This window comes from Cupriavidus sp. PET2-C1, assembly GCF_054515855.1.
This window is the reverse complement of record NZ_CM137259.1, coordinates 1,288,100-1,309,353: the sequence shown is the minus strand read 5'-3', so window position 1 is coordinate 1,309,353 and position 21,254 is coordinate 1,288,100. Positions and strand designations below refer to the sequence as shown.

21 protein-coding genes are annotated in these 21,254 nt (G+C 63.0%); all 21 read right to left on the bottom strand.

The window, feature by feature from the left end:
* Positions 1–4: 4 nt before the first annotated feature.
* The 21 genes from ACX12D_RS05960 to ACX12D_RS05860 all read right to left on the bottom strand — a co-directional run bounded on the left by ACX12D_RS05960 (position 5) and on the right by ACX12D_RS05860 (position 21,139).
* Positions 5–484, bottom strand: a complete 480-nt coding sequence (locus ACX12D_RS05960) for a MaoC family dehydratase (protein WP_459373270.1) — start codon at positions 482–484, stop codon at positions 5–7.
* Between the two features lie 65 nt (positions 485–549).
* Entirely contained in the window at positions 550–999 is a 450-nt protein-coding gene (locus ACX12D_RS05955; RefSeq protein WP_459373269.1) for a MaoC family dehydratase, read from the bottom strand.
* Between the two features lie 147 nt (positions 1,000–1,146).
* Positions 1,147–2,265: an acyl-CoA dehydrogenase family protein gene (locus ACX12D_RS05950; protein WP_441633489.1), complete on the bottom strand. Its 1,119-nt coding sequence runs from the start codon at positions 2,263–2,265 to the stop codon at positions 1,147–1,149.
* Positions 2,266–2,278: 13 nt separating this feature from the next.
* Complete coding sequence (locus ACX12D_RS05945; protein WP_043344761.1) at positions 2,279–3,481, bottom strand: acyl-CoA dehydrogenase family protein; 1,203 nt, start codon at positions 3,479–3,481, stop codon at positions 2,279–2,281.
* Between the two features lie 95 nt (positions 3,482–3,576).
* A complete protein-coding gene (locus ACX12D_RS05940) occupies positions 3,577–4,026 on the bottom strand; it encodes a DUF1178 family protein (protein WP_459373268.1) in 450 nt (149 codons plus the stop codon).
* 1,097 nt (positions 4,027–5,123) lie between these two features.
* On the bottom strand, positions 5,124–5,747 hold the full coding sequence (locus ACX12D_RS05935) for an NUDIX domain-containing protein (RefSeq protein WP_459373267.1): 624 nt from the start codon (positions 5,745–5,747) through the stop codon (positions 5,124–5,126).
* 52 nt (positions 5,748–5,799) lie between these two features.
* The gene (locus ACX12D_RS05930) at positions 5,800–6,108 is read right to left on the bottom strand and encodes a DUF2818 family protein (protein ID WP_174426490.1); all 309 of its coding nucleotides are present in this window, start codon (positions 6,106–6,108) and stop codon (positions 5,800–5,802) included.
* Between the two features lie 22 nt (positions 6,109–6,130).
* Positions 6,131–7,606: an NADH-quinone oxidoreductase subunit NuoN gene (gene nuoN / locus ACX12D_RS05925; protein WP_459373266.1), complete on the bottom strand. Its 1,476-nt coding sequence runs from the start codon at positions 7,604–7,606 to the stop codon at positions 6,131–6,133.
* Between the two features lie 18 nt (positions 7,607–7,624).
* Positions 7,625–9,091 carry an NADH-quinone oxidoreductase subunit M gene (locus tag ACX12D_RS05920; protein ID WP_459373265.1) on the bottom strand — a complete coding sequence of 489 codons (1,467 nt, stop codon included), beginning with the start codon at positions 9,089–9,091 and terminating at the stop codon, positions 7,625–7,627.
* A gap of 13 nt (positions 9,092–9,104) precedes the next feature.
* Positions 9,105–11,204 carry an NADH-quinone oxidoreductase subunit L gene (gene nuoL / locus ACX12D_RS05915; RefSeq protein WP_459373264.1) on the bottom strand — a complete coding sequence of 700 codons (2,100 nt, stop codon included), beginning with the start codon at positions 11,202–11,204 and terminating at the stop codon, positions 9,105–9,107.
* A gap of 59 nt (positions 11,205–11,263) precedes the next feature.
* Complete coding sequence (gene nuoK, locus ACX12D_RS05910; protein ID WP_006156828.1) at positions 11,264–11,569, bottom strand: NADH-quinone oxidoreductase subunit NuoK; 306 nt, start codon at positions 11,567–11,569, stop codon at positions 11,264–11,266.
* Positions 11,570–11,585: 16 nt separating this feature from the next.
* Positions 11,586–12,236: an NADH-quinone oxidoreductase subunit J gene (locus tag ACX12D_RS05905; protein WP_459373263.1), complete on the bottom strand. Its 651-nt coding sequence runs from the start codon at positions 12,234–12,236 to the stop codon at positions 11,586–11,588.
* A gap of 143 nt (positions 12,237–12,379) precedes the next feature.
* Positions 12,380–12,871, bottom strand: coding sequence for an NADH-quinone oxidoreductase subunit NuoI (gene nuoI, locus ACX12D_RS05900; protein WP_267606001.1), 492 nt, complete (start codon positions 12,869–12,871; stop codon positions 12,380–12,382).
* A gap of 65 nt (positions 12,872–12,936) precedes the next feature.
* Positions 12,937–14,001 carry an NADH-quinone oxidoreductase subunit NuoH gene (gene nuoH, locus ACX12D_RS05895; protein WP_043344744.1) on the bottom strand — a complete coding sequence of 355 codons (1,065 nt, stop codon included), beginning with the start codon at positions 13,999–14,001 and terminating at the stop codon, positions 12,937–12,939.
* Positions 14,002–14,019: 18 nt separating this feature from the next.
* On the bottom strand, positions 14,020–16,398 hold the full coding sequence (gene nuoG / locus ACX12D_RS05890; protein ID WP_459373262.1) for an NADH-quinone oxidoreductase subunit NuoG: 2,379 nt from the start codon (positions 16,396–16,398) through the stop codon (positions 14,020–14,022).
* A gap of 12 nt (positions 16,399–16,410) precedes the next feature.
* Entirely contained in the window at positions 16,411–17,706 is a 1,296-nt protein-coding gene (nuoF, locus tag ACX12D_RS05885; RefSeq protein WP_043344740.1) for an NADH-quinone oxidoreductase subunit NuoF, read from the bottom strand.
* A 1-nt stretch (position 17,707) separates the two neighbouring features.
* On the bottom strand, positions 17,708–18,214 hold the full coding sequence (nuoE, locus tag ACX12D_RS05880) for an NADH-quinone oxidoreductase subunit NuoE (protein ID WP_006156834.1): 507 nt from the start codon (positions 18,212–18,214) through the stop codon (positions 17,708–17,710).
* A 212-nt stretch (positions 18,215–18,426) separates the two neighbouring features.
* Complete coding sequence (locus ACX12D_RS05875; RefSeq protein ID WP_006156835.1) at positions 18,427–19,680, bottom strand: NADH-quinone oxidoreductase subunit D; 1,254 nt, start codon at positions 19,678–19,680, stop codon at positions 18,427–18,429.
* A 9-nt stretch (positions 19,681–19,689) separates the two neighbouring features.
* Positions 19,690–20,289 carry an NADH-quinone oxidoreductase subunit C gene (locus ACX12D_RS05870; protein ID WP_441640614.1) on the bottom strand — a complete coding sequence of 200 codons (600 nt, stop codon included), beginning with the start codon at positions 20,287–20,289 and terminating at the stop codon, positions 19,690–19,692.
* 1 nt (position 20,290) lies between these two features.
* Entirely contained in the window at positions 20,291–20,773 is a 483-nt protein-coding gene (locus ACX12D_RS05865) for a NuoB/complex I 20 kDa subunit family protein (protein ID WP_006156837.1), read from the bottom strand.
* A gap of 6 nt (positions 20,774–20,779) precedes the next feature.
* Entirely contained in the window at positions 20,780–21,139 is a 360-nt protein-coding gene (locus ACX12D_RS05860; RefSeq protein WP_006156838.1) for an NADH-quinone oxidoreductase subunit A, read from the bottom strand.
* Between the last annotated feature and the right edge of the window lie 115 nt (positions 21,140–21,254).

Here is a 21,254-nt window from a genome sequence, read left to right as displayed (position 1 = left end):
TGGCTTACGAATAGCGGCGGCTGATGGATTCCGCCACGCACACCGGCCGCTCGCTGCCCTCGCGCTCCACCGTGACTTCCCAGGTGGACTGGGCGCCAACCAGCGCGGGCGCGTTCGGCAGGGGCTCCAGGCGCTCCACCGAGAGCAGCTTCACGCGAGCGCGCAGGCGGCTGCCGACCGGCACCGGCGCGGTAAAGCGCACGCGGTTCAGGCCATAGTTGACACCCATCTTCACGCCCGGCATATCGAGCGCGTTGTGCATGAACGCCGGCAGCAGCGACAACGTCAGGAAGCCATGGGCCACCGGCCCGCCGAACGGCGATTCGCGGCGGGCACGCTCCACGTCGACGTGAATCCATTGGTGGTCGCCAGTGGCTTCGGCGAACTGGTTGACCTGCTGCTGGGTGATCTCGATCCAGTCGCTGATGGCCACTTCCTGGCCCTGCAGGCTTTCCAGTTCTTCGAGCGAAGCGATGGTACGCATGGTGTCTCCTTGTTGTACGCGTTATCTGTAGAAGCCGGGATGGCCGGGATGATGCTTGAGAATCGTCAGGCGGGCCGCCGTCCGTACATGCCCATGCCCTTGACGGTGCAGACCAGTTCGCCGCGCTGGTTGGTGGCTTCCCATTGGGTGTGCACCACGCCGCGGTCCGGCTTGGACGAGGAAGCGCGCGCATCCAGCACCACCAGCGACACGCTCAGCGTATCGCCCGCATAGACCGGCTTGAGCCAGCGGATCTCATCCACGCCGGGCGAGCCCATGCTGGCGGCCTTGGAGGTCATGTTGTCCACCAGCAGGCGCATCATGATCGAGCAGGTCATCCAGCCGCTGGAGATCAGGTTCTTGTAGATGCTTTTTTGCGCGGCTTCCTTGTCGATGTGGAAGGGCTGGGGATCATACTGGCGGGCAAAGGTCAGGATCTCCTCCTCCGTCACCAGGTGGGACCCGAGTTCGCGCTTGCTGCCGACGGCGAAATCTTCGAAATACAGGGTGGACATGAATCGCTCCGTCAACGATGAATGCGAGATGCGCGATGCGAGGTGGGAAAATCGCGGCAAAGAAAATCGCGGCAAAAGATACGAGATCAACTCATAACAAAAAACCGCGCCTCGGACAACCGGCGCGGTTCTTTGATTCAACCTGGATCAGACCGTTTCCAGGAAGCCCGGCTGTGCCGCGAAGCGCGACAGGTGATGATCGACATCCCCGAAGGTGGTGTTGATCAGCGTCAGGCGCTTGAACATGTGCGCCGCCGGCAGTTCGTCGGTGACGCCCATGCCGCCGTGGATCTGCACGGCCTCCTGGCCGACCGAGCGAGCCGCCTGGCCCACGCGTGCCTTGGCCGCCGAGGCAAAGCGACGGCGTTCTTCCGGGCTGGCCTCGTCGAACTTGGCGGCAGCCAGCAACGTGATGGAACGCGATTGCTCGGCGTGGATGAACATCTCCACCATGCGGTGCTGCAGCGCCTGGAAGCGCGCGATCGGCACGCCGAACTGCTGGCGGGTCTTGGCGTATTCCAGCGTGGCCGCGTTGAGCGTGTCCATCACGCCAACGGCTTCTGCGCACAGCAGCACGGCGGCGTAGTCAGCCACCTGCTCGATCAGCGCGAACGCCGCGCCTTCGGTGCCCAGCAGCTCGCCCTGTGCGTCCTTGAAGGTGATATCGGCGGCGCGCAGGTTGTCGATGGTGCGGTAGTCGGTGATGCTGACGCCGGCCGCCTTCGGGTCCACCAGGAACAGCGAAATGCCATTGGTGTCGGCGTCGGCGCCGCTGGTGCGCGCCGAGACGACCAGCTTGCCGGCTTGCGCGCCGTGAATCGTCACGACCTTGCGGCCATTGAGCTTGCCGCCCTTGGCCGTCACGCGCACGTCGTTGAGCGCATAGCGGGCATGCGGCTCGTTGAAGGCGGTGGCCAGCTTCAGCTCGCCGCCGGCAACCTGCTCCAGCAGCGCGTCCTGGCCGCCGGCCAGCTTGAGCGCGTAGGCGGCAACCACGGTGGCGAAGTACGGCTCGACCACCAGGCCGCGGCCCAGTTCCTGCATCACCACCATCATGTCGATGGGCGTGCCCGAGAAGCCGCCCTGCGCTTCCGGCACCGGCAGCGCGGTCAGGCCGAGCTCGACCAGCGCGCCCCAGGCGGCATCGCTATGGCCGGCTTCGGCCTTGATGCCCTTCTTGCGGGTCTCGAAATCGTAGTCTTTGTCGATGAAGCGGTGGACGGCGTCAGCCAGTTGCTTCTGTTCGTCGCTGAGATTGAAGTTCATATCGCGTGTCTCCTCACAGCCCCAGGATCATCTGGCTGATGATGTTCTTCTGAATTTCGTTGGACCCGCCGTAGATGGAGGTCTTGCGATAGTTGAAGTAGTAAGCGGCCAGCGGCGCGGCGTCGTCGTAGCCGGTCACCGCGTGTTCGTGTTCGCATTCCAGGTAGGCGGTGTCGAACGGCTGAGCGTAGGGGCCGACGGCCTCCACCATCAGCTCGGTCAGCATCTGCTGGATCTCGGTGCCCTTGATCTTGAGCATCGATGCCTCGGGGCCGGGGCCCTTGCCGGCGCTTTCGCTCGACACCACGCGCAGCACGGTCAACTCCAGCGCCATCAGCTCGATTTCCAGCGCGGCAACCTTGGCGCCGAACAGCGGGTCTTCCAGCAGCGGGCGGCCGTTCTTCTGCTGTTGCTTGGCCACGCGCTTGAGGAAGCCCAGCTCGCGCTTGGAGTTGCCCACGCGGGCGATGCCGGTGCGCTCATGGCCGAGCAGGTACTTGGCGTAGGTCCAGCCGCGGTTTTCTTCGCCGACACGGTTCTCCACCGGCACCTGGACGTTGTCGAAGAACACTTCGTTCACTTCATGCTCTTCGTCGAGCATGATGATCGGGCGCACGGTGATGCCCGGGGTCTTCATGTCGATCAGCAGGAAGGAGATGCCCTCTTGCTTCTTGGCTTCGAAATCGGTGCGGACCAGGCAGAAGATCATGTCGGCGTGCTGGCCGAGCGTGGTCCAGGTCTTCTGGCCGTTGACGATGTAGTGCTTGCCGTCCGAGGTCAGCTCGGCACGGGTCTTCAGCGACGCCAGGTCGGAACCCGAGCCCGGCTCGGAGTAACCCTGGCACCACCAGTCGGTGCAATCCAGGATGCGCGGCAGGTAGTAGCTCTTCTGCGCTTCACTGCCGTACTTCATGATCACGGGCGCGACCATGGCCACGCCGAAAGGCAGCACGCCAGGCGCGCCGACGCGGGCATTTTCCTCGTCCCAGATATGGCGCTGCGTGGCGTTCCAGCCCGTGCCGCCATACTGCACCGGCCAGTGCGGCGCGGACCAGCCACGGCCCGCCAGCAGCTTGTGCCAGCGCACCAGGTCGTCGCGGTTGGGGCGGCGGTGGTTCAGAATCTTGCTGCTGATTTCCGCCGGCAGGTTGGCCTCCAGCCAGCCGCGCACTTCGGCGCGGAAGGCATCGTCGGACGCCGAATAGTTGAGATCCATGCCCGTCTCCAGTGATGCCGGTGTGAGACCGGCAGTTTGTTCTAGCTAGCGCGTCATGCGCCGGCAAGAACACTGCCTTGGGCACAGGACGCTATTCAGTGAGCCGTCTGCTTGAGCGCATCCGGCACCACGAGCTGGAAAGTATCGATGCCTTCTTCGGCAAGGGCCTGCACTTCGTCCGGCGACGCCGTGCCGCGGATCCCGCGTTCCGGCGCTTCGTCGTAGTGCATGCGCCTGGCCTCTTCGGCAAAGCGTTCACCCACATCCTCGGTCTGCGCCAGCACCTGCTTTACCGCCTTCAGGTAAAGCGACTGCAGTGTGGCCGGCGCCGCAGGGGCCTTCACCCCGGCCGGCTTGCCCGCCGGCGCGGCGGCCGCTCCCGAGAGATTCAGGCGCGGCGCGCTGGGCAGCCGGGTGATGGCATGGTCTTCGCAGACCGGACATTGGACGAGATTTTGCGAAATCTGCGATTGCGCATCGTCCTCCGAAGCAAACCAGCCCTCGAAACGATGGTCTTGCGCGCAGCGCAGGTCGAGCACCTTCATGATGTTTCCAGCCCGTCGAAAGCTATAGTATCCGCGAAACGGAATTTTGTGAACGGTCGTGCTAATTTTTTTGCAGCCATTACGGGGGCCCTTGGCGGGGAGCCTTGTATAAAAGGGTGACGAGGTATGGCTGCGATCACACGGTTAAATGGGATTTTACGCTGTTACGGCTGCGGTGGCTTTTGCACCCAAGGGCCATACGACATCCCCCTGCGGGGGCTGCCGGTCACTTTTCTTTGACCGGCAAAGAAAACTAACGAAAAGAAAGCCGCCCTGCCGGGGGCAGAGCAATAAGGCTTATGTGGGGCGGTGGTTGCGTCGTACGGCCCGGAGTGTTGGCTGGCGGATTCTACCGGCCCAAAGGACATCGCAACTGCATGACCCAATGGTCACGTGGTGCTGCCCCTGACCTCGCTTGCGGTGACCATTCCCACATCTGCCGTTCGCGGGGCGAAGTGCTGCGCCGTTTCGGGTGTGGCTGGTTTCGTGGTTTTGTCTCGGAGGACGAGCGCCTCGAGGTGCGAGCGCGGCCCTCGCGAACCGGGCCATGCCCACCACGAAACCAGAGGAGTTGATAGCAAGGTGCCGCTCGCGCCGGTACGGCAGGGCATCAAATGGCCGGGCGGCCACCGTCAGAGACAAAACCACGGAACCACCGATGCAGGCAGGATCGTGGCGCTGCGCACCGCGAACGGCAGATGCCCGAACGCTCACCGCGCAAAGCGATCAGGGGCACCACCACGTGACCATTGGGTCATGCAGTAGCGATGTCCTTCGGGCCTGTTGGACACGCCAGCCAACACTCCGGGCCGTACGACGCAACCACCGAGGCAAAAACAGCCTTATTGCTCTGCTCCCGGCAGGGCGGCTTTCTTTTCGTTAGTTTTCTTTGCCGGTCAAAGAAAAGTGACCGGCAGCCCCCGCAGGGGGATGTCGTATGGCCCTTGGGTACAAAAACCATCGCCGCCCAAAGAAACAGCAATCAACCCCGCAGGACGATGTCATACGGCTCTTGGGTCCAAAAACCAACGCCGCATCAATCAAATCCAAAGCTTGAACAAAAGCCAACGGTTCTGCCCTTCCCCACACCCCCCCCTTTATCCCGCCAACACCTGCTCCCCCGCCTCCCACACCCCCGACACCACCTTCTCCAGCCAGAACGCCCCAATGATCGTCTTGACGTCGGTAATCCGCCCCGAGCGCACCCAATCGATCACCTGCCCTGCCGGCACGATAAACGTCTCGAGGAATTCGCCTTCATCGAGCTGCGCCGGCCCGGCGGTCAGATCCCGCGCCAGGAAGATATCGATAAACTCGGTGGAATACGAAATAACGGGATGGATGCGCGTGAGGTAATCCCAGCGCCGCGCGCTGTAGCCGGTTTCCTCCCGCAGCTCGCGCTCGCCGCAGCGCTGCGCGCCTTCCTGGGGATCGAGCTTGCCAGCAGGGAACTCCAGCATCACTTCGCCAACCGGATAGCGGTACTGCCGCTCCAGCAGCACAGTGCCATCGTTGAACAGCGGGATCATCATCACCGCGCCCGGATGCAGCACATATTCCCGCCCGGCATGCTTGCCGTCGGGCAGCTTGACGATATCTTGCTTGAGAGTGAGGAATTTGCCTGTGTGCAGCGTGGCGGACGCCACGCACACTTCCTTCAGGCCTTGATCGTCGCCAGCGGCGATCTCGCTAGCGTCCAGCGTGTCAATCTTGTCGCTCATGAAAGCTCCGGGTCCGGACGCGGCCGGCCCGGGCGCCTTCGCTACCCGGCCGTCAAGCCGCGCGATGTTTGACGAGGTACTGCCAGGTGAAGCCCGGGAAGGCAAACACCAGCATCATGCAGGCGGTAATGGCGTAGAACTGCCAGCCCTGCGGGAAGGCGTTGCCAAGTCCCGCCTCCACGGCGAAGCCGGCCAGGCCTGCCGCCACATACCAGGTGATCAACTCGGCCAGCCTCATCCACAGCGGCTTCCTGGCGAAACGCAGCGGAATCAGCGCGAACAGCCGCTGGTTGATGAACGGCAGGTTGGCACAGACCAATGCCAGCAAGATGACAAACCAGCCCGCCGCAGATGAACTCATATCGCTACGCCGCCGTCGTGCATCAGGACGCCAGCGTGGCGCGGATCGCCTGGTAGCACAGGTTCATCAGTGCCGCAGGGAACAGGCCCAGGGCAATGATGACCGCGCCGTTCAGCGTCAGCATCGAACGCAGGCCAAAGCTCGACTCCAGCTTGCGCTCGTCGGCCGGCGCATCGAAGTACATGAGCTTGACGATGCGCAGGTAGTAGAACGCGCCAATCAGCGAGAACAGCACGGCCACCACGGCCAGCCAGGTCATGCCGCTCTTGACCACGGCTTCGAGCACCGCCAGCTTGGCGTAGAAGCCCATGGTCGGCGGGATGCCGGCCAGCGAGAACATCATCACCAGCATCAGCAGCGCGTACCAGGGGTTCTTGCGCGACAGGCCCTTGAGGTCGTCCAGGGTCTCGGCTTCGAAATCCTTGCCGGCGCGCAGCAGCACGATGCCGAAGGTGCCCAGCGTGGTCAGCACGTAGGTCACGGCATAGAACATCGACGAACCGTAGGCGCTGGCGGCGCCGTCGGCCTTGCCGTCGGCCACGCCGGACAGCAGGCCCAGCAGCAGGAAGCCCATGTGCGAGATGGTGGAGTAAGCCAGCATCCGCTTCAGGTTGGTCTGCACGATGGCGGTCAGGTTGCCGATGGCGAGAGACGCCACAGCCAGCACCATCAGCATGACTTGCCAGTCCACCGCCAGCGGCAGCAGGCCTTCCACCAGCAGGCGCAGCGCCATGGCGAACGCAGCCAGCTTGGGCGCGCCAGCGATCAGCAGCGTCACCGCGGTCGGCGAGCCCTGGTAGATGTCCGGAATCCACATGTGGAACGGTGCGGCGCCCATCTTGAACGCAATGCCGGCCACGATGAAGACCACGCCGAACGCCAGCATGGTGGTATTGACGCGGCCCGATTCCACCACGCGGAACACTTGGCCGAGGTTCAGCGAGCCGGTGGCGCCGTACAGCATGGACATGCCATACAGCAGGAAGCCCGAGGCCAGTGCGCCCAGCACGAAGTACTTGATGGCGGATTCGGAGGTCACGCGGCTGTCGCGGCGCAAGGCCACCAGCGCGTAGGATGCCAGCGACAGCAGTTCCAGGCCCAGGTACAGGGTCAGGAAGTTGTTGCCGGTGATCATCACGATCTGGCCGCCGAGCGTGAACAGCGCGAGCATGTAGAACTCGCCGCTGAACATGTCGCGGTCGGCCAGGTAGCTACGGGTGTAGACCAGCGTGACGAACAGCGCCGCGGAAGCGAAGGCCGACAGCAGGTTGGCCATCGGGTCCACCACCACCAGGTTGGCGAACGCGTAGTGGGTCTCGCCGGCGACGCCGTTGATGCCGAACCACACGGTCAGCACCAGCGTGGTCAGCAGCGACAGCGGATAGGCCACGCTGGTGCGGCTCTTGCCACGGGCAAGGTCGATCCAGTTGACCGCGGCGATCGCGATCGCCAGGAAAATGATTGGCGCCACAGGTGCCAATGTCGAGGACGGTTGCATGTTTGTTTCTCTCCCCGATTACAGCTTCGACTGCGCCACGTGCGACAGCAGGTTCACCACGGAAGCGTGCATCACATCGGTGAAGGGTTTCGGATACAGGCCCATATACAGGGTCATGATCGCCAGCAGGCCGAGCATCAGGAACTCGCGCTTGTTCAGGTCGACCAGTTCGGCCACGTGCTTGTGCACCACGTCGCCAAAGATCACGCGCTTGACCATCCACAGCGAATAGGCGGCGCCCAGGATCAGTGCCGTGGCTGCCAGCAGACCAATCCAGAAATTGAACTTGACCGCGCCCAGGATGACCATGAACTCACCGACGAAACCCGAGGTAGCCGGCAGGCCGCAGTTGGCCATGGCGAAGAACACCGACAGCGCCGCGAACTTCGGCATGGTGTTCACCACACCGCCGTAATCGGCGATCTGGCGCGAGTGCACCCGGTCATACAGCACGCCGATGCAAAGGAACATCGCGCCCGAGATAAAGCCGTGGGAGATCATCTGGATGATGCCGCCCTCGATGCCGATCTCGTTGAAGATGAAGAAGCCCAGCGTGACGAAGCCCATGTGGGCGATCGACGAGTACGCCACCAGCTTCTTCATGTCGGCCTGCACCAGCGCGACCAGGCCAATGTAGATCACCGCGATCAGCGAGATGGTGATGATGAAGGCGGCCATGCTATGGCTGGCGTCCGGTGCGATCGGCAGCGAGAAACGCAGGAAACCGTAGGCGCCCAGCTTCAGCATGATGGCGGCCAGCACCACCGAGCCGCCGGTCGGCGCTTCCACGTGGGCGTCAGGCAGCCAGGTATGGACCGGCCACATCGGCACCTTGACCGCGAAGGCCAGGAAGAAGGCGATAAACAGCGCGATCTGCTCGTTCATCGACAGCTTGGCCTGGTGCCATTCGAGGATCTCGAAAGTACCGGTCTTGCTGTACAGGTACAGCAGCGCAACCAGCGTCAGCAGCGAGCCGAGCAGCGTGTACAGGAAGAACTTGAAAGCCGCGTACACACGGTTCGGGCCGCCCCAGACACCGATGATGATGTACATCGGGATCAGCGTGGCTTCGAAGAACACGTAGAACAGCATGCCGTTGAGCGCGCAGAACACGCCGACCATCAGGCCCGACAGGATCAGGAACGAGGCCATGTACTCGGCCACGCGCTCGGTGATCACTTCCCAGGCGGAGATCACCACGATCACCGTGATGAAGGCGGTCAGCACCACGAACCACATCGAGATGCCATCGACACCCAGGTGGTAGTTGATGTTGAAGCGCTCGATCCAGTTCGACTTCTCGACGAACTGCATGGCAGCCGTGGAACGGTCGAAGTGGAATACCAGCGGCAGCGTCACGATGAAGCTGGCGACCGAGCCGAACAGCGACATCCAGCGGACGTAGCCGCGACTACGGTCGGAACCCGAGGCAAGGACCAGCAAGCCAAAAAAGATTGGCAGCCAGATAGCGAAAGACAGAACCATTTTCTTGTTTTCCTTACTTGGCGCTCACCGTGGCGAACGAGGTGCCGAACACCGTCATCGTCAGCAGTATCAACATGCCCAGGATCATGGCGAATGCGTAGTGATAGATGTAGCCGGATTGCAGGTAACGGCTTACCGACGCGAACCAGGCAACCACGCGCGCGGCGCCGTTGACCACCAGGCCGTCGATCAGGCCCTGGTCGCCGCCCTTCCACAGGCCGGTACCAAGCAGACGGGCACCGCGAGCAAACACGGCCTGGTTGATCGCGTCCATGTAGTACTTGTTGTCAAGCAGGGTGTACAGGCCCGAAAAACGTTGCTTGATGGCAGCCGGGATGTCCGGGCGCTTCATGTAGAAGAACCAGGACAGCACCACACCGGCGATCGCCAGCCACAGCACCGGCGTGGTCAGCGAATGCAGGCCCATCGCCACCCAGCCGTGGAAGGCTTCGGTCAGCTCCGCCATCGCGTGGTGATTTTCGCCCACGTAGATCACGTTCTTGAAGGCCACGCCATTCTTGAAGAAGTCGCCGAACAGCATCGGGCCGATCGCGATCGCGCCGATCACCACCGACGGGATGGCCAGCAGCACCAGCGGCAGCGTGACGACCCACGGCGACTCGTGCGGCTTCTCGCCCGGGGCCAGGCCGTGATGATGGTCGGCCGTTGCCTCCTCATCGTCATGGTTGCCCGCGTGATGCGCGTGGTGGTCTTCCTTGCCGAAACGCTCTTCGCCGTGGAACACCAGGAAGTACATGCGGAAGGAGTAGAACGCCGTGACGAACACGCCGGCCAGCACCGCGAAGTAGGCGAAGCCCGAACCCGGGATATGCGACTCGGCCACGGCCTCGATAATCGAGTCCTTGGAGTAGAAGCCAGCGAAGAACGGCGTGCCGATCAGGGCCAGCGAGCCCACCAGCGAGGTGATCCAGGTAATCGGCATGTACTTGCGCAGGCCGCCCATGTTGCGGATGTCCTGATCGTGGTGCATGCCGATGATGACCGAGCCGGCCGCAAGGAACAGCAGTGCCTTGAAGAATGCATGGGTCATCAGGTGGAACACGGCCACCGAGTAGGCCGAGGCGCCCAGGGCGACGGTCATGTAGCCCAGCTGCGACAGCGTGGAGTAAGCCACCACGCGCTTGATGTCGTTCTGGATGATGCCCAGGAAGCCCATGAACAGCGCGGTAATGGCGCCGATCACCAGGACGAACGACAGCGCGGTGTCCGACAGCTCGAACAGCGGCGACATGCGCGCGACCATGAAGATGCCGGCCGTCACCATGGTGGCGGCGTGGATCAGCGCGGAGATCGGGGTCGGGCCTTCCATCGAGTCAGGCAGCCACACGTGCAGCGGGAACTGCGCCGACTTGCCCATGGCGCCGATGAACAGGCAGATGCAGGCGACCGTGATCATCAGCCAGTCGGTGCCCGGGAAGATCACCGTGGCGAGCTGGTCGCGCGCGGCGAAGACGTCGGTGTAGTTCATGCTGCCGCTGTAGGCCAGCAGCAGGCCGATGCCCAGGATGAAGCCGAAGTCACCCACACGGTTGACCAGGAACGCCTTCAGGTTGGCGAAGATGGCCGTCGGGCGGGTGTACCAGAAGCCGATCAGCAGGTACGACACCAGGCCCACAGCTTCCCAGCCGAAGAACAGCTGCAGGAAGTTGTTGCTCATCACCAGCATCAGCATCGAGAAGGTGAACAGCGAGATGTAGGCGAAGAAGCGGTTGTAGCCGGGGTCTTCGCTCATGTAGCCGACGGTGTAGATGTGCACCATCAGCGAGACGAAGGTCACCACCACCATCATCATCGCGGTCAGCGAGTCGACCAGGAAGCCCACTTCCATCTTCAGGTCGCCGATCTTCATCCACTCGTACACGGTGGCGTTGAAGCTCGCGCCGTTCATGACGTCCATCAGCACGATGATCGACAGCAGGCAGGAAATCGCCACACCGAGAATCGTCACGGTGTGGGCCAGCGTGCGGCCGGCGCGTGTCTCCGAGGAGAATGTGCTGAAGAACTTGGTGCCGAACAGGCCGGCGATGGCTGCACCGGCGAGCGGTGCGAGCGGAATCGCCAGTAGCAGGTTGGGGTCGAGCGTGGTTGCCATAGGACGCTTAGTGGTGTGCGGTCGGAGAACGGTCTTGATTCATAACGTAGCGGCGCGGATCAACCCTTGAGGGTGTCCATGTCGTCCACGTTGATCGTGTCCAGGTTGCGGAACAGCACGACCAGGATTGCAAGGCCGATTGCCGATTCGGCCGCAGCCACCGTGAGGATAAAGAAAACGAAAACCTGTCCTGCCAGGTCGCCCAGATAGTGCGAGAAGGCGACGAAGTTCATATTGACCGCAAGCAGCATCAGCTCGATCGCCATCAGCAGCACGATCACGTTCTTGCGGTTCAGGAAAATACCAACGATGCTGATGGCGAACAGGATCGCACCGAGCACGAGGAAATGGGCGAGAGAGAGCACAGCGTTTCTCCGGGCTTTAGTTCTTGTTAGCGGCAGCCGCGGCATCCGGGCTGGCTTGAGTGCCGGCACGGGCTTCGCTGGGCATCGAGACCAGGCGCACGCGGTCCTGGCGGCGGGTGCGCAACTGCTCGCCCACGTCTTGCGACTTGTTGTCCTTGCGGCGGCGCAGCGTCAGTGCGACGGCGGCGATGATCGCCACCAGCAGGATGATGCCCGCCACTTCAAAGGCGTAGATGTAGTCGGTGTAGATCAGCTTGCCGAGCGCTGCCGTGTTGGAGTAGTCCGGGCCCTGCGCCACGTTGTTCAGCGGCACCGTGGTGCCGATGAAGTTACGCACCAGCACGGTGGCCATCTCGCCGATGATCAGCGCGCCGATCACCGAGGCCATCGGCACGTAGGTCCAGAAGTCCCGTCGCAGGTGCTCGATGTCGATATCGATCATCATCACCACGAACAGGAACAGCACCATCACGGCGCCCACGTACACCAGCACCAGCAGGATGGCGAGGAATTCGGCCTTCAGCAGCATCCAGATCGCGGCTGCCGTAAAAAACGACAGCACGAGGAACAGTGCGGAGTGCACCGGGTTCTTCGCGGTGATGACTTTCAGTGCGGAGAGCACCAGCACCAGCGCAAAGACATAGAAGATGGTGGTCGTGAGTTCCATGGTCCTCGTCGAGCCTTCCGGCACAAGCCACCCCTGGTGGCCTGCCCTTGCGGCATCCTTTTCGTTAGCCCCACACGGGGCCCGATTCACAATGCATTGGCAACGCCCGCCAGGTTCGGCGGGCACGCCCTGTAATGCGCTTATCAGCGGTACTTGGCGTCCGCAGCCTTGGCCGCGGCGATCTGCGGCTCGTAGCGGTCGCCCACTGCCAGCAGCATGTCCTTGGTGAAGTACAGGTCGCCGCGCTTCTCGCCGTGGTACTCGAGGATATGCGTCTCGACGATGGCGTCGACCGGGCAGGCTTCTTCGCAGAAACCGCAGAAAATGCACTTGGTCAGGTCGATGTCATAGCGCGTGGTGCGGCGGGTGCCGTCGGCGCGGGCATCGGACTCGATGGTGATGGCCACGGCCGGGCAAACCGCTTCGCACAGCTTGCAGGCGATGCAGCGCTCTTCCCCGTTGGGGTAGCGGCGCAGCGCGTGCAGGCCGCGAAAACGCGGCGACATCGGCGTTTTCTCTTCGGGGAACTGGACCGTGATCTTGCGGGCGAAGAGATAACGCCCGGTCAGAGCCATGCCCTTGAAGAGTTCCTTCAGGAGCAGGCTGTTGAAGAAGTCCTTGATGGCGAGCAGCATGACGATTGCTTCCTAATGATTCCGCAGGGCGCCGCCTGTTGTGGCTGCGCCCCTGCTTTGGCCGTTCAATGCCAGATATTCCAGGGCGACCGGATCCAGATCGCCACGATGACCAGCCAGCCCACCGTCAGCGGGATGAAGATCTTCCAGCCCAGGCGCATGATCTGGTCATAGCGGTAGCGCGGGAACGAAGCACGAATCCAGATAAACACCGACAGCAGCAAAAATACCTTGATCACCAGCCAGAAGAAGCCCGGGACCGCATTGGTGATGAAGCTTTCGAACGGCGGCGCCCAGCCTCCCAGGAACATCAACGCGGTCATCGTCGAGATGACGATCATGTTGATGTACTCAGCCAGAAAGAACAGCGCGAAGCCCATGCCCGAGTACTCGATCATGTGGCCGGCAACGATTTCCGACTCGCCTTCCACCACGTCGAACGGGTGGCGGTTGGTTTCGGCCACGCCGGAGATGAAGTAGACGCCGAACATGGGCAGCAGCGGCAGCCAGTTCCACGACAGTACGTTGATCCCCATGTTGGCGAAATAGCCGGTGTTCTGCGAGTTGACGATAGCCGACAGGTTCAGGCTGCCCGACACCATCAGCACGGTCACCAGGGCAAAGCCCATGGCGATTTCATAGGACACCATCTGCGCCGCGGCGCGCATGGCGCCGATGAAGGCGTACTTGGAGTTGGAGGCCCAACCGGCCAGGATCACGCCGTAGACGCCAACCGAGCTGATCGCCATCACGTACAGCAGGCCGGCGTTGACGTTGGCCATCACCACTTCGGCCTGGAACGGAATCACCGCCCAGATCGCCACGGCGGGCATCAGCACCATCAGCGGGGCAACCAGGTACATGCCCCGGCTGACCTGCGTGGGCATCATCACTTCCTTGAGCAGCAGCTTGAGCACGTCGGCGATCGGCTGCAGCAGGCCCAGCGGACCGACCCGGTTCGGGCCGATACGCACGTGCATCCAGCCAATCAGCTTGCGCTCCCACAGGATCAGGTAGGCCACGCACAACAGCAGCGGCACCACAATGACCACGGCGCGAATCAGGATCCACAGCGGCGTCCAGGCGCCGCCGAAGAGATTCTGTCCTTGCGAGGTAATCCAATCGATCATGTTTCTTTCTCGCTCTTCTTATGCCGTGGCCGCCGGCTCGGCCGCGCCCTTCGCGGTGGCGGCCAGGTCGATGGCTTTCTCTACGGTGACGGTGCCGAACGGTGCGCCCAGCGTGGTCGCGGCAACGGTGCCGGCGGACAAGCGCACGGTGCCGGCAGGCAACGCGGCTTCGAGGGCGGCCGGCAGCACCACGCTGCCCTGCCCTTGCGTCACGCGCACCGGGTCGCCAGCCTGCACGCCCAGCGAGGCGAACAGGTCGGCAGACAGGCCGGCTTGCATGGCGCGGCGCGCGGCTGCGGACAGTTGCAGCGAATCGGCACGGCGCACGATCGGGTCGGCGTGGTAGATCGGCACATCGGCGATGCGTTCGATCCCACCCGCCACCTGGGCGGTGACGCGGATGGCCGCGTCGGTGCCATTGTTCAGTTGCGGTGCGACCGGCTTGGCCAGCACTTCGTCGCGCACGCTTTCGGCGGTGTCGAAGTCAAAGCCAGGCACGTCCAGCAGGTTGCCCAGCACGCGCAGCACCTTCCAGCCCGGACGCGAATCGCCCAGCGCGCGGACGACGCCGTTGAAGCTTTGCGGCAGGCCTTCGCAGTTCACGAACGTGCCTGCGGTTTCGGTGAACGGGGTCACCGGCAGGATCACGTCCGCATATTGCAGCGCGGCGTCCGAGCGGAACGCGGACAGCACCACCACGGTGCCGGCCTCGGCCAGCGCGGCCAGGGCCTGGCTCGGGTTGGCGGCGTCGAACTCGGGTTCCGTGTTCAACAGCACGTAGGCACGGCGCGGCGTGTCGAACATGGCCTGCGCATTGGCGCCGCCATTTTGCGGCAGCGCGCCGGCGATATGGCCACCGACGGTGTTCGCGGCTTCGGTCAGGAAGCCCAGCGTGGCGCCGGTTTCCGTGGCGATCCACTGTGCCAGCGCGTGCAGCGCGGCAAATTGCGGATGACGCACGGCCTCGTTGCCGAGGAACACGGCGCGGCGCTCGCCCGACAGCAGCGCATCGGCTACCAGCTTGGCCTTGTCGTCGCCATCGAAGCCATCGGTGCCCGCCGGAGCGGCCACGCCCTTGGCGGCGGCAACGGCACGGGCCACGCCGGCCAGGGCTGCGGTCCAGCCGGACGGCGCCACGTCAATGCGTGCGGCCAGCGGCATCAGCAGATCCTCGGCGCTGGCGCCGAGCACGGCCACGCGGGCCCCCTTCTTGCCAGCCTGGCGCAGACGCGCGGCCAGCAGCGGATGATCCTTGCGCAGGGCGGAACCAATCACCAGCACGCGTTGCAGCGCGGAGACGTCGGCGATCGGCAGGCCGAGCCACGGCGCACCCTTGATGGCGGCCGAGAAATCGGTCTGGCGCTGGCGGAAGTCGACGTTGTCGCTGCCCAGGCCACGCACCAGCTTGCCCAGCAGGTGGAGTTCTTCCAGCGTGCTGTGCGGGCTGGCCAGCGCGGCGATCTGGTCGGCGCCATGGTCGCGCTTGATGCTCGCGAGGCCGTTGGCCACGTATTCCAGCGCGGTCTGCCAGTCGGTTTCCATCCACTCGCCACCTTGCTTGACGAGCGGCTTGGTGAGACGGTCCGGGCTGTTGAGGCCTTCGTACGAGAAGCGGTCCTTGTCGGACAGCCAGCATTCGTTGACGGCTTCGTTGTCCAGCGGCAGCACGCGCATCACGCGCTGGTTCTTGGTCTGCACCACCAGGTTCGCGCCCAGGCCATCGTGCGGCGACACCGACTTGCGGCGCGCCAGTTCCCAGGTACGTGCCGAGTAGCGGAACGGCTTGCTGGTCAGCGCGCCGACCGGGCAGAGGTCGATCATGTTGCCGGACAGTTCCGAATCCACGGTCTGGCCAACGAAGGTCGTGATCTCGGAGTGCTCGCCACGGCCCAGCATGCCCAGCTCCATCACGCCGGCCACTTCCTGGCCAAAGCGCACGCAGCGGGTGCAGTGGATGCAGCGGCTCATCTCTTCCATGGAGATCAGCGGGCCCACGTTCTTGTGGAATACGACGCGCTTTTCTTCCTTGTAGCGCGATTCCGATGCGCCGTAGCCCACAGCCAGATCCTGCAGCTGGCACTCGCCGCCCTGATCGCAGATCGGGCAATCCAGCGGGTGGTTGATCAGCAGGAATTCCATCACCGACTTCTGGGCCTTGACTGCCTTCTCCGAATTGGTGAAGACCTTCATGCCAGGGGTGACCGGCGTGGCGCAGGCGGGCAGCGCCTTGGGCGCTTTCTCAACCTCAACCAGGCACATGCGGCAGTTCGCCGCGATGGACAATTTACGGTGGTAGCAGAAGTGCGGGATGTAGGTGCCCAGCTGGCGGGCGGCTTCCATCACCAGGCTGCCTTCAGCAACCTCAACCTTCTTGCCGTCGATCTCGAGTTCAACCATGTTCTGCCACGCTTAAGAGTAGGCCGGAACCATGCACTGCTTGTGTTCGACGTGATATTCGAACTCTTTCCAGTAGTGCTTGAGCATGCCGCGGACCGGCATCGCTGCCGCATCACCAAGCGCGCAGATAGTGCGGCCCATGATGTTTTCAGCGACGTTATTGAGCAGGTCCAGATCTTCCTGGCGCCCTTCTCCGTGTTCGATACGATTCACCATGCGATAGAGCCAGCCGGTGCCTTCACGGCACGGCGTGCACTGGCCGCACGATTCTTCAAAGTAGAAATACGACAGACGCAGCAGCGAGCGAACCATGCAGCGCGTCTCGTCCATCACGATCACCGCGCCCGAGCCCAGCATCGAGCCGGCCTTGGCGATCGAGTCATAGTCCATGTCGGACGCCATCATCATGTCGCCCGGCACCACCGGCGCGGACGAGCCGCCCGGGATCACTGCCTTGATGCGCTTGCCGCCGCGCATGCCGCCGGCGAGTTCCAGCAGGGTCGCGAACGGCGTGCCCAGCGGGATCTCGTAGTTGCCGGGGCGCTCGACGTCGCCGGAGATCGAGAAGATCTTGGAGCCGCCGTTGTTCGGCTTGCCCATCTTCAGGTAGTTTTCCGGCCCGATCGACAACAGGAACGGCACCGCGGCAAACGTTTCCGTGTTGTTGATGGTGGTCGGCTTGCCGTACAGGCCGAAGCTGGCCGGGAACGGCGGCTTGAAGCGCGGCTGGCCTTTCTTGCCTTCCAGCGATTCGAGCAGCGCGGTTTCCTCGCCACAGATGTAGGCGCCGTAGCCGTGGTGGGCGTGCAGCTGGAAGTCAAAGCCCGAGCCCAGGATGTTGTCACCCAGGAAACCGGCGGCACGTGCCTCTTCGAGGGCTTGCTCGAAAATCTTGTACTCGTTCCAGATCTCGCCGTGGATGTAGTTGTAGCCCACGGTGATGCCCATCGCGTACGCACCGATGGCCATGCCTTCGATCAGCGCATGCGGGTTGTAGCGGATGATGTCGCGGTCCTTGAAGGTACCGGGCTCGCCCTCGTCGGTGTTGCAGACCAGGTATTTCTGGCCGGGGAACTGACGCGGCATGAAGCTCCACTTCAGGCCGGTGGGAAAGCCCGCGCCGCCACGGCCGCGCAGGCCGGAGGCCTTGACGTCCGCGATCACCTGCTCGGGCGTGATCTTCTCGGTCAGGATGCGCTTGAGCTGCTGGTAGCCACCACGCTTGACGTAGTCGTCGAGGTGCCAGTTGCTGCCATCGAGGCCAGCCAGGATCAGCGGCTTGATATGGCGGTCGTGCAGAGAGGTCATGTTACTTATCTCCCTTGGCTGCAGTGCTGCCGGCGGCCTTGAGCTCGTCGACGAGCGCGTCCAGCTTGGCGTCGCTCATATGGCTGCACATGCGGGTATTGTTGACGATCATCACCGGTGCGTCGCCGCAGGCACCCATGCACTCGCCTTCCTTGAGGGTGAAGGTGCCGCACGGGGTGGTTTCGTTGTAGCCGATCCCCAGCTTTTGCTTGAGGTAGTCGCCGGCACGTTCGCCGCCGGAGAGTGCGCACGGCAGGTTGGTGCAGACGGTCAGCTTGTACTTGCCGACCGGCTTGGTGTCGTACATGTTGTAGAAGGTTGCAACCTCCTCGACCCATACCGGCGGCATGTCGAGGTAGCTGGCAACAAACTGCATGACTTCCGGGGAGACCCAGCCCACTTCGCCCTGCGCCACGGCCAACGCCGCCATCACGGCCGACTGCTTCTGGTCAGCCGGATACTTGGCGATCGCGCGATCGATTTCCTTGAGAGCTTCTGCTGATAGCATGGTCGTTGCTGTAATACGCCGTGTCATTTGCGGATCTGCGCCGCCACATGGCGCGCATCCCGCAGGTTTGCAGCCGTCGCTGCCGTTGCAGCCCGCATGTCAAAGGCATGCTGGGCTCACCGCGGGTTTCCCGTGACCGGACACGATCGATTGTGGGTCCGTGCCAGGGGCGCCCGGATCGTCGTCCGGGGCCGGCGGCTCTTGTTAGCTCGTCAGCGGTCGATTTCGCCGAAGACGATGTCTTGCGTACCGATGATCGTTACCGCATCCGCAATCATGTGGCCCTTGGCCATTTCATCCAGTGCGGCCAGATGGGCAAAGCCCGGGGCACGGATCTTCAGGCGATACGGCTTGTTCGCACCGTCGGAGATGGCATAGATGCCGAACTCGCCCTTCGGGTGCTCCACTGCCGCGTAAGTCTCGCCTTCGGGCACGTGAATGCCTTCGGTGAAGAGCTTGAAGTGGTGGATCAGCTCTTCCATGTTCGACTTCATGTCCACGCGCGACGGCGGTGCCACCTTGTGGTTGTCGCTCATCACCGGGCCCGGATTGCGGCGCAGCCAGTCGATGCACTGCTTGATGATGTTGTTGGACTGGCGCATTTCTTCCACGCGCACCAGGTAGCGGGAGTAGCAATCGCCGCCCACGCCCACCGGAACCTGGAAGTCCATGCGGTCATACACTTCGTAGGGCTGCTTCTTGCGCAGGTCCCACTCGATGCCGGAGCCGCGCAGCATCGGGCCGGTAAAGCCCATCTGCAGCGCGCGCTCGGGACTCACCACGCCAATGCCGACCAGGCGTTGCTTCCAGATCCGGTTGTCCGTCAGCAGCGTCTCGTATTCGTCGACGTACTTCGGGAAGCGGTTGGTGAAGTCCTCGATGAAGTCCAGCAGCGAGCCCGAGCGCGCTTCGTTCATGGCCTTGATGGCGCGCTCGTTGTGGATCTTCGACGCCTTGTATTGCGGCATCGTGTCCGGCAGGTCGCGGTACACGCCGCCCGGACGGTAGTAGGCCGCGTGCATGCGCGCACCCGACACCGCCTCGTACATGTCGAACATGTCTTCGCGTTCGCGGAAGGCGTACAGGAACACCGCCATCGCGCCCACGTCGAGCGCGTGCGAGCCGATCCACATCAGGTGGTTCAGCAAGCGCGTGATTTCGTCGAACATCACGCGGATGTACTGCGCACGGATCGGCACCTCGAGACCCAGCATCTTCTCGATGGCCATCACGTAGGCATGCTCGTTGACCATCATCGACACGTAGTCGAGGCGGTCCATGTACGGCACGCTCTGGATCCAGGTCTTCTGCTCGGCCAGCTTTTCGGTGGCACGGTGCAGCAGGCCGATGTGCGGGTCGGCGCGCTGGATGACTTCGCCGTCCAGCTCCAGCACAAGGCGCAGCACGCCGTGTGCCGCAGGGTGCTGCGGGCCGAAGTTAAGGGTGTAATTCTTGATGTCTGCCATTGCGCGTTCTCAGTGCTGCAAGCCGCCGTAATTCTCTTCGCGGATCACGCGGGGCGTGACCTCGCGCGGCTCGATCGTGACGGGCTGATAGATCACCCGCTTTTGCTCGGGGTCGTAGCGCATCTCGACATAGCCCGAGACCGGGAAATCCTTGCGGAACGGGTGGCCGACAAAACCATAATCGGTCAGCAGGCGGCGCAGGTCGTTGTGGCCTTCGAACACGATGCCGTAGAAGTCGAACGCTTCGCGCTCGAACCAGTTCGCCGAGTTCCAGACGTCGGTCAGCGAGGGCACCACGGGCACGTCGTCGTCCGGCGCGAACACGCGTACGCGCAGGCGCCAGTTATGCTTGATCGAGATCAGGTGCGTCACGGCCGCGAAACGGGGACCGTCCCAGGCGCCGTCGCCGTAGGTGGAATAGTCGACGCCGCACACATCGAGCAGCTGCTCAAAATGCAGTGCGGGATCGTCGCGCAGCATCAGCGCGCTTTCCAGGTAGTCATCGGCCTTGACGATAAGGGTAATCTCGCCTAGCGCCTCTACCAGTTTCTGGATACGCTTGCCCAGTACCTTTTCGAGCGCGGCCTTCAGAGTATCGAGGTTCGACATGTCAGCCCTTGCGCGCGATGGTGTTGGTGCGACGGATCTTGTTCTGCAACTGGATGATGCCGTAGATCAGCGCTTCCGCCGTCGGGGGGCAGCCAGGCACATAGATATCCACCGGCACGATCCGATCGCAACCACGCACCACTGAATACGAGTAGTGATAGTAGCCACCGCCATTCGCGCAGGAACCCATCGAGATCACCCAACGCGGCTCTGCCATCTGGTCATAGACCTTGCGCAGCGCGGGGGCCATCTTGTTGCACAGCGTGCCGGCCACGATCATCACGTCCGACTGGCGCGGCGACGGGCGGAAAATCACGCCGAAGCGGTCCATGTCGTAGCGCGCGGCGCCAGCATGCATCATTTCCACAGCGCAGCACGCCAGGCCAAAGGTCATCGGCCAGAGCGACCCGGTGCGGGTCCAGTTGATCAGCTTGTCAGCGGTAGTCGTGACGAAGCCTTCATTGAGAACGCCTTCGATTGCCATATCACATCACTCCCAATCGAGCGCGCCCTTTTTCCAGATGTAGACGAAGCCCACGATGAATTCCAGCAGAAACACGCCCATGGCGAAGAAACCCGGCCAGCCGATATCCCGCAGGGCTACACCCCAGGGAAACAGGAAGGCGGTCTCGAGATCGAACAGGATAAAAAGAATAGCGATGAGGTAGTAGCGCACGTCGAACTTCATGCGCGCGTCCTCGAACGCTTCGAAGCCGCACTCGTACGGAGAGAGCTTCGCGGGATCAGGTTTGTTTGGACCGAGAATTCGGCCAATCGACATCAGTGCAATGCCGAGCACGACACCGAAGATGATGAAGATGAGGACGGGGAAGTAGGCTTCGAGATTCAAGGTACGGCCAGCCTTATCTGGAATGTTGTCAACAGCACCAGCGGTAAGCGGCGTCCTGTTGCCCACCCCAAGCGCCATTCCGTAGAAATTACGACGCCGCCTTGCGGACTGGCCG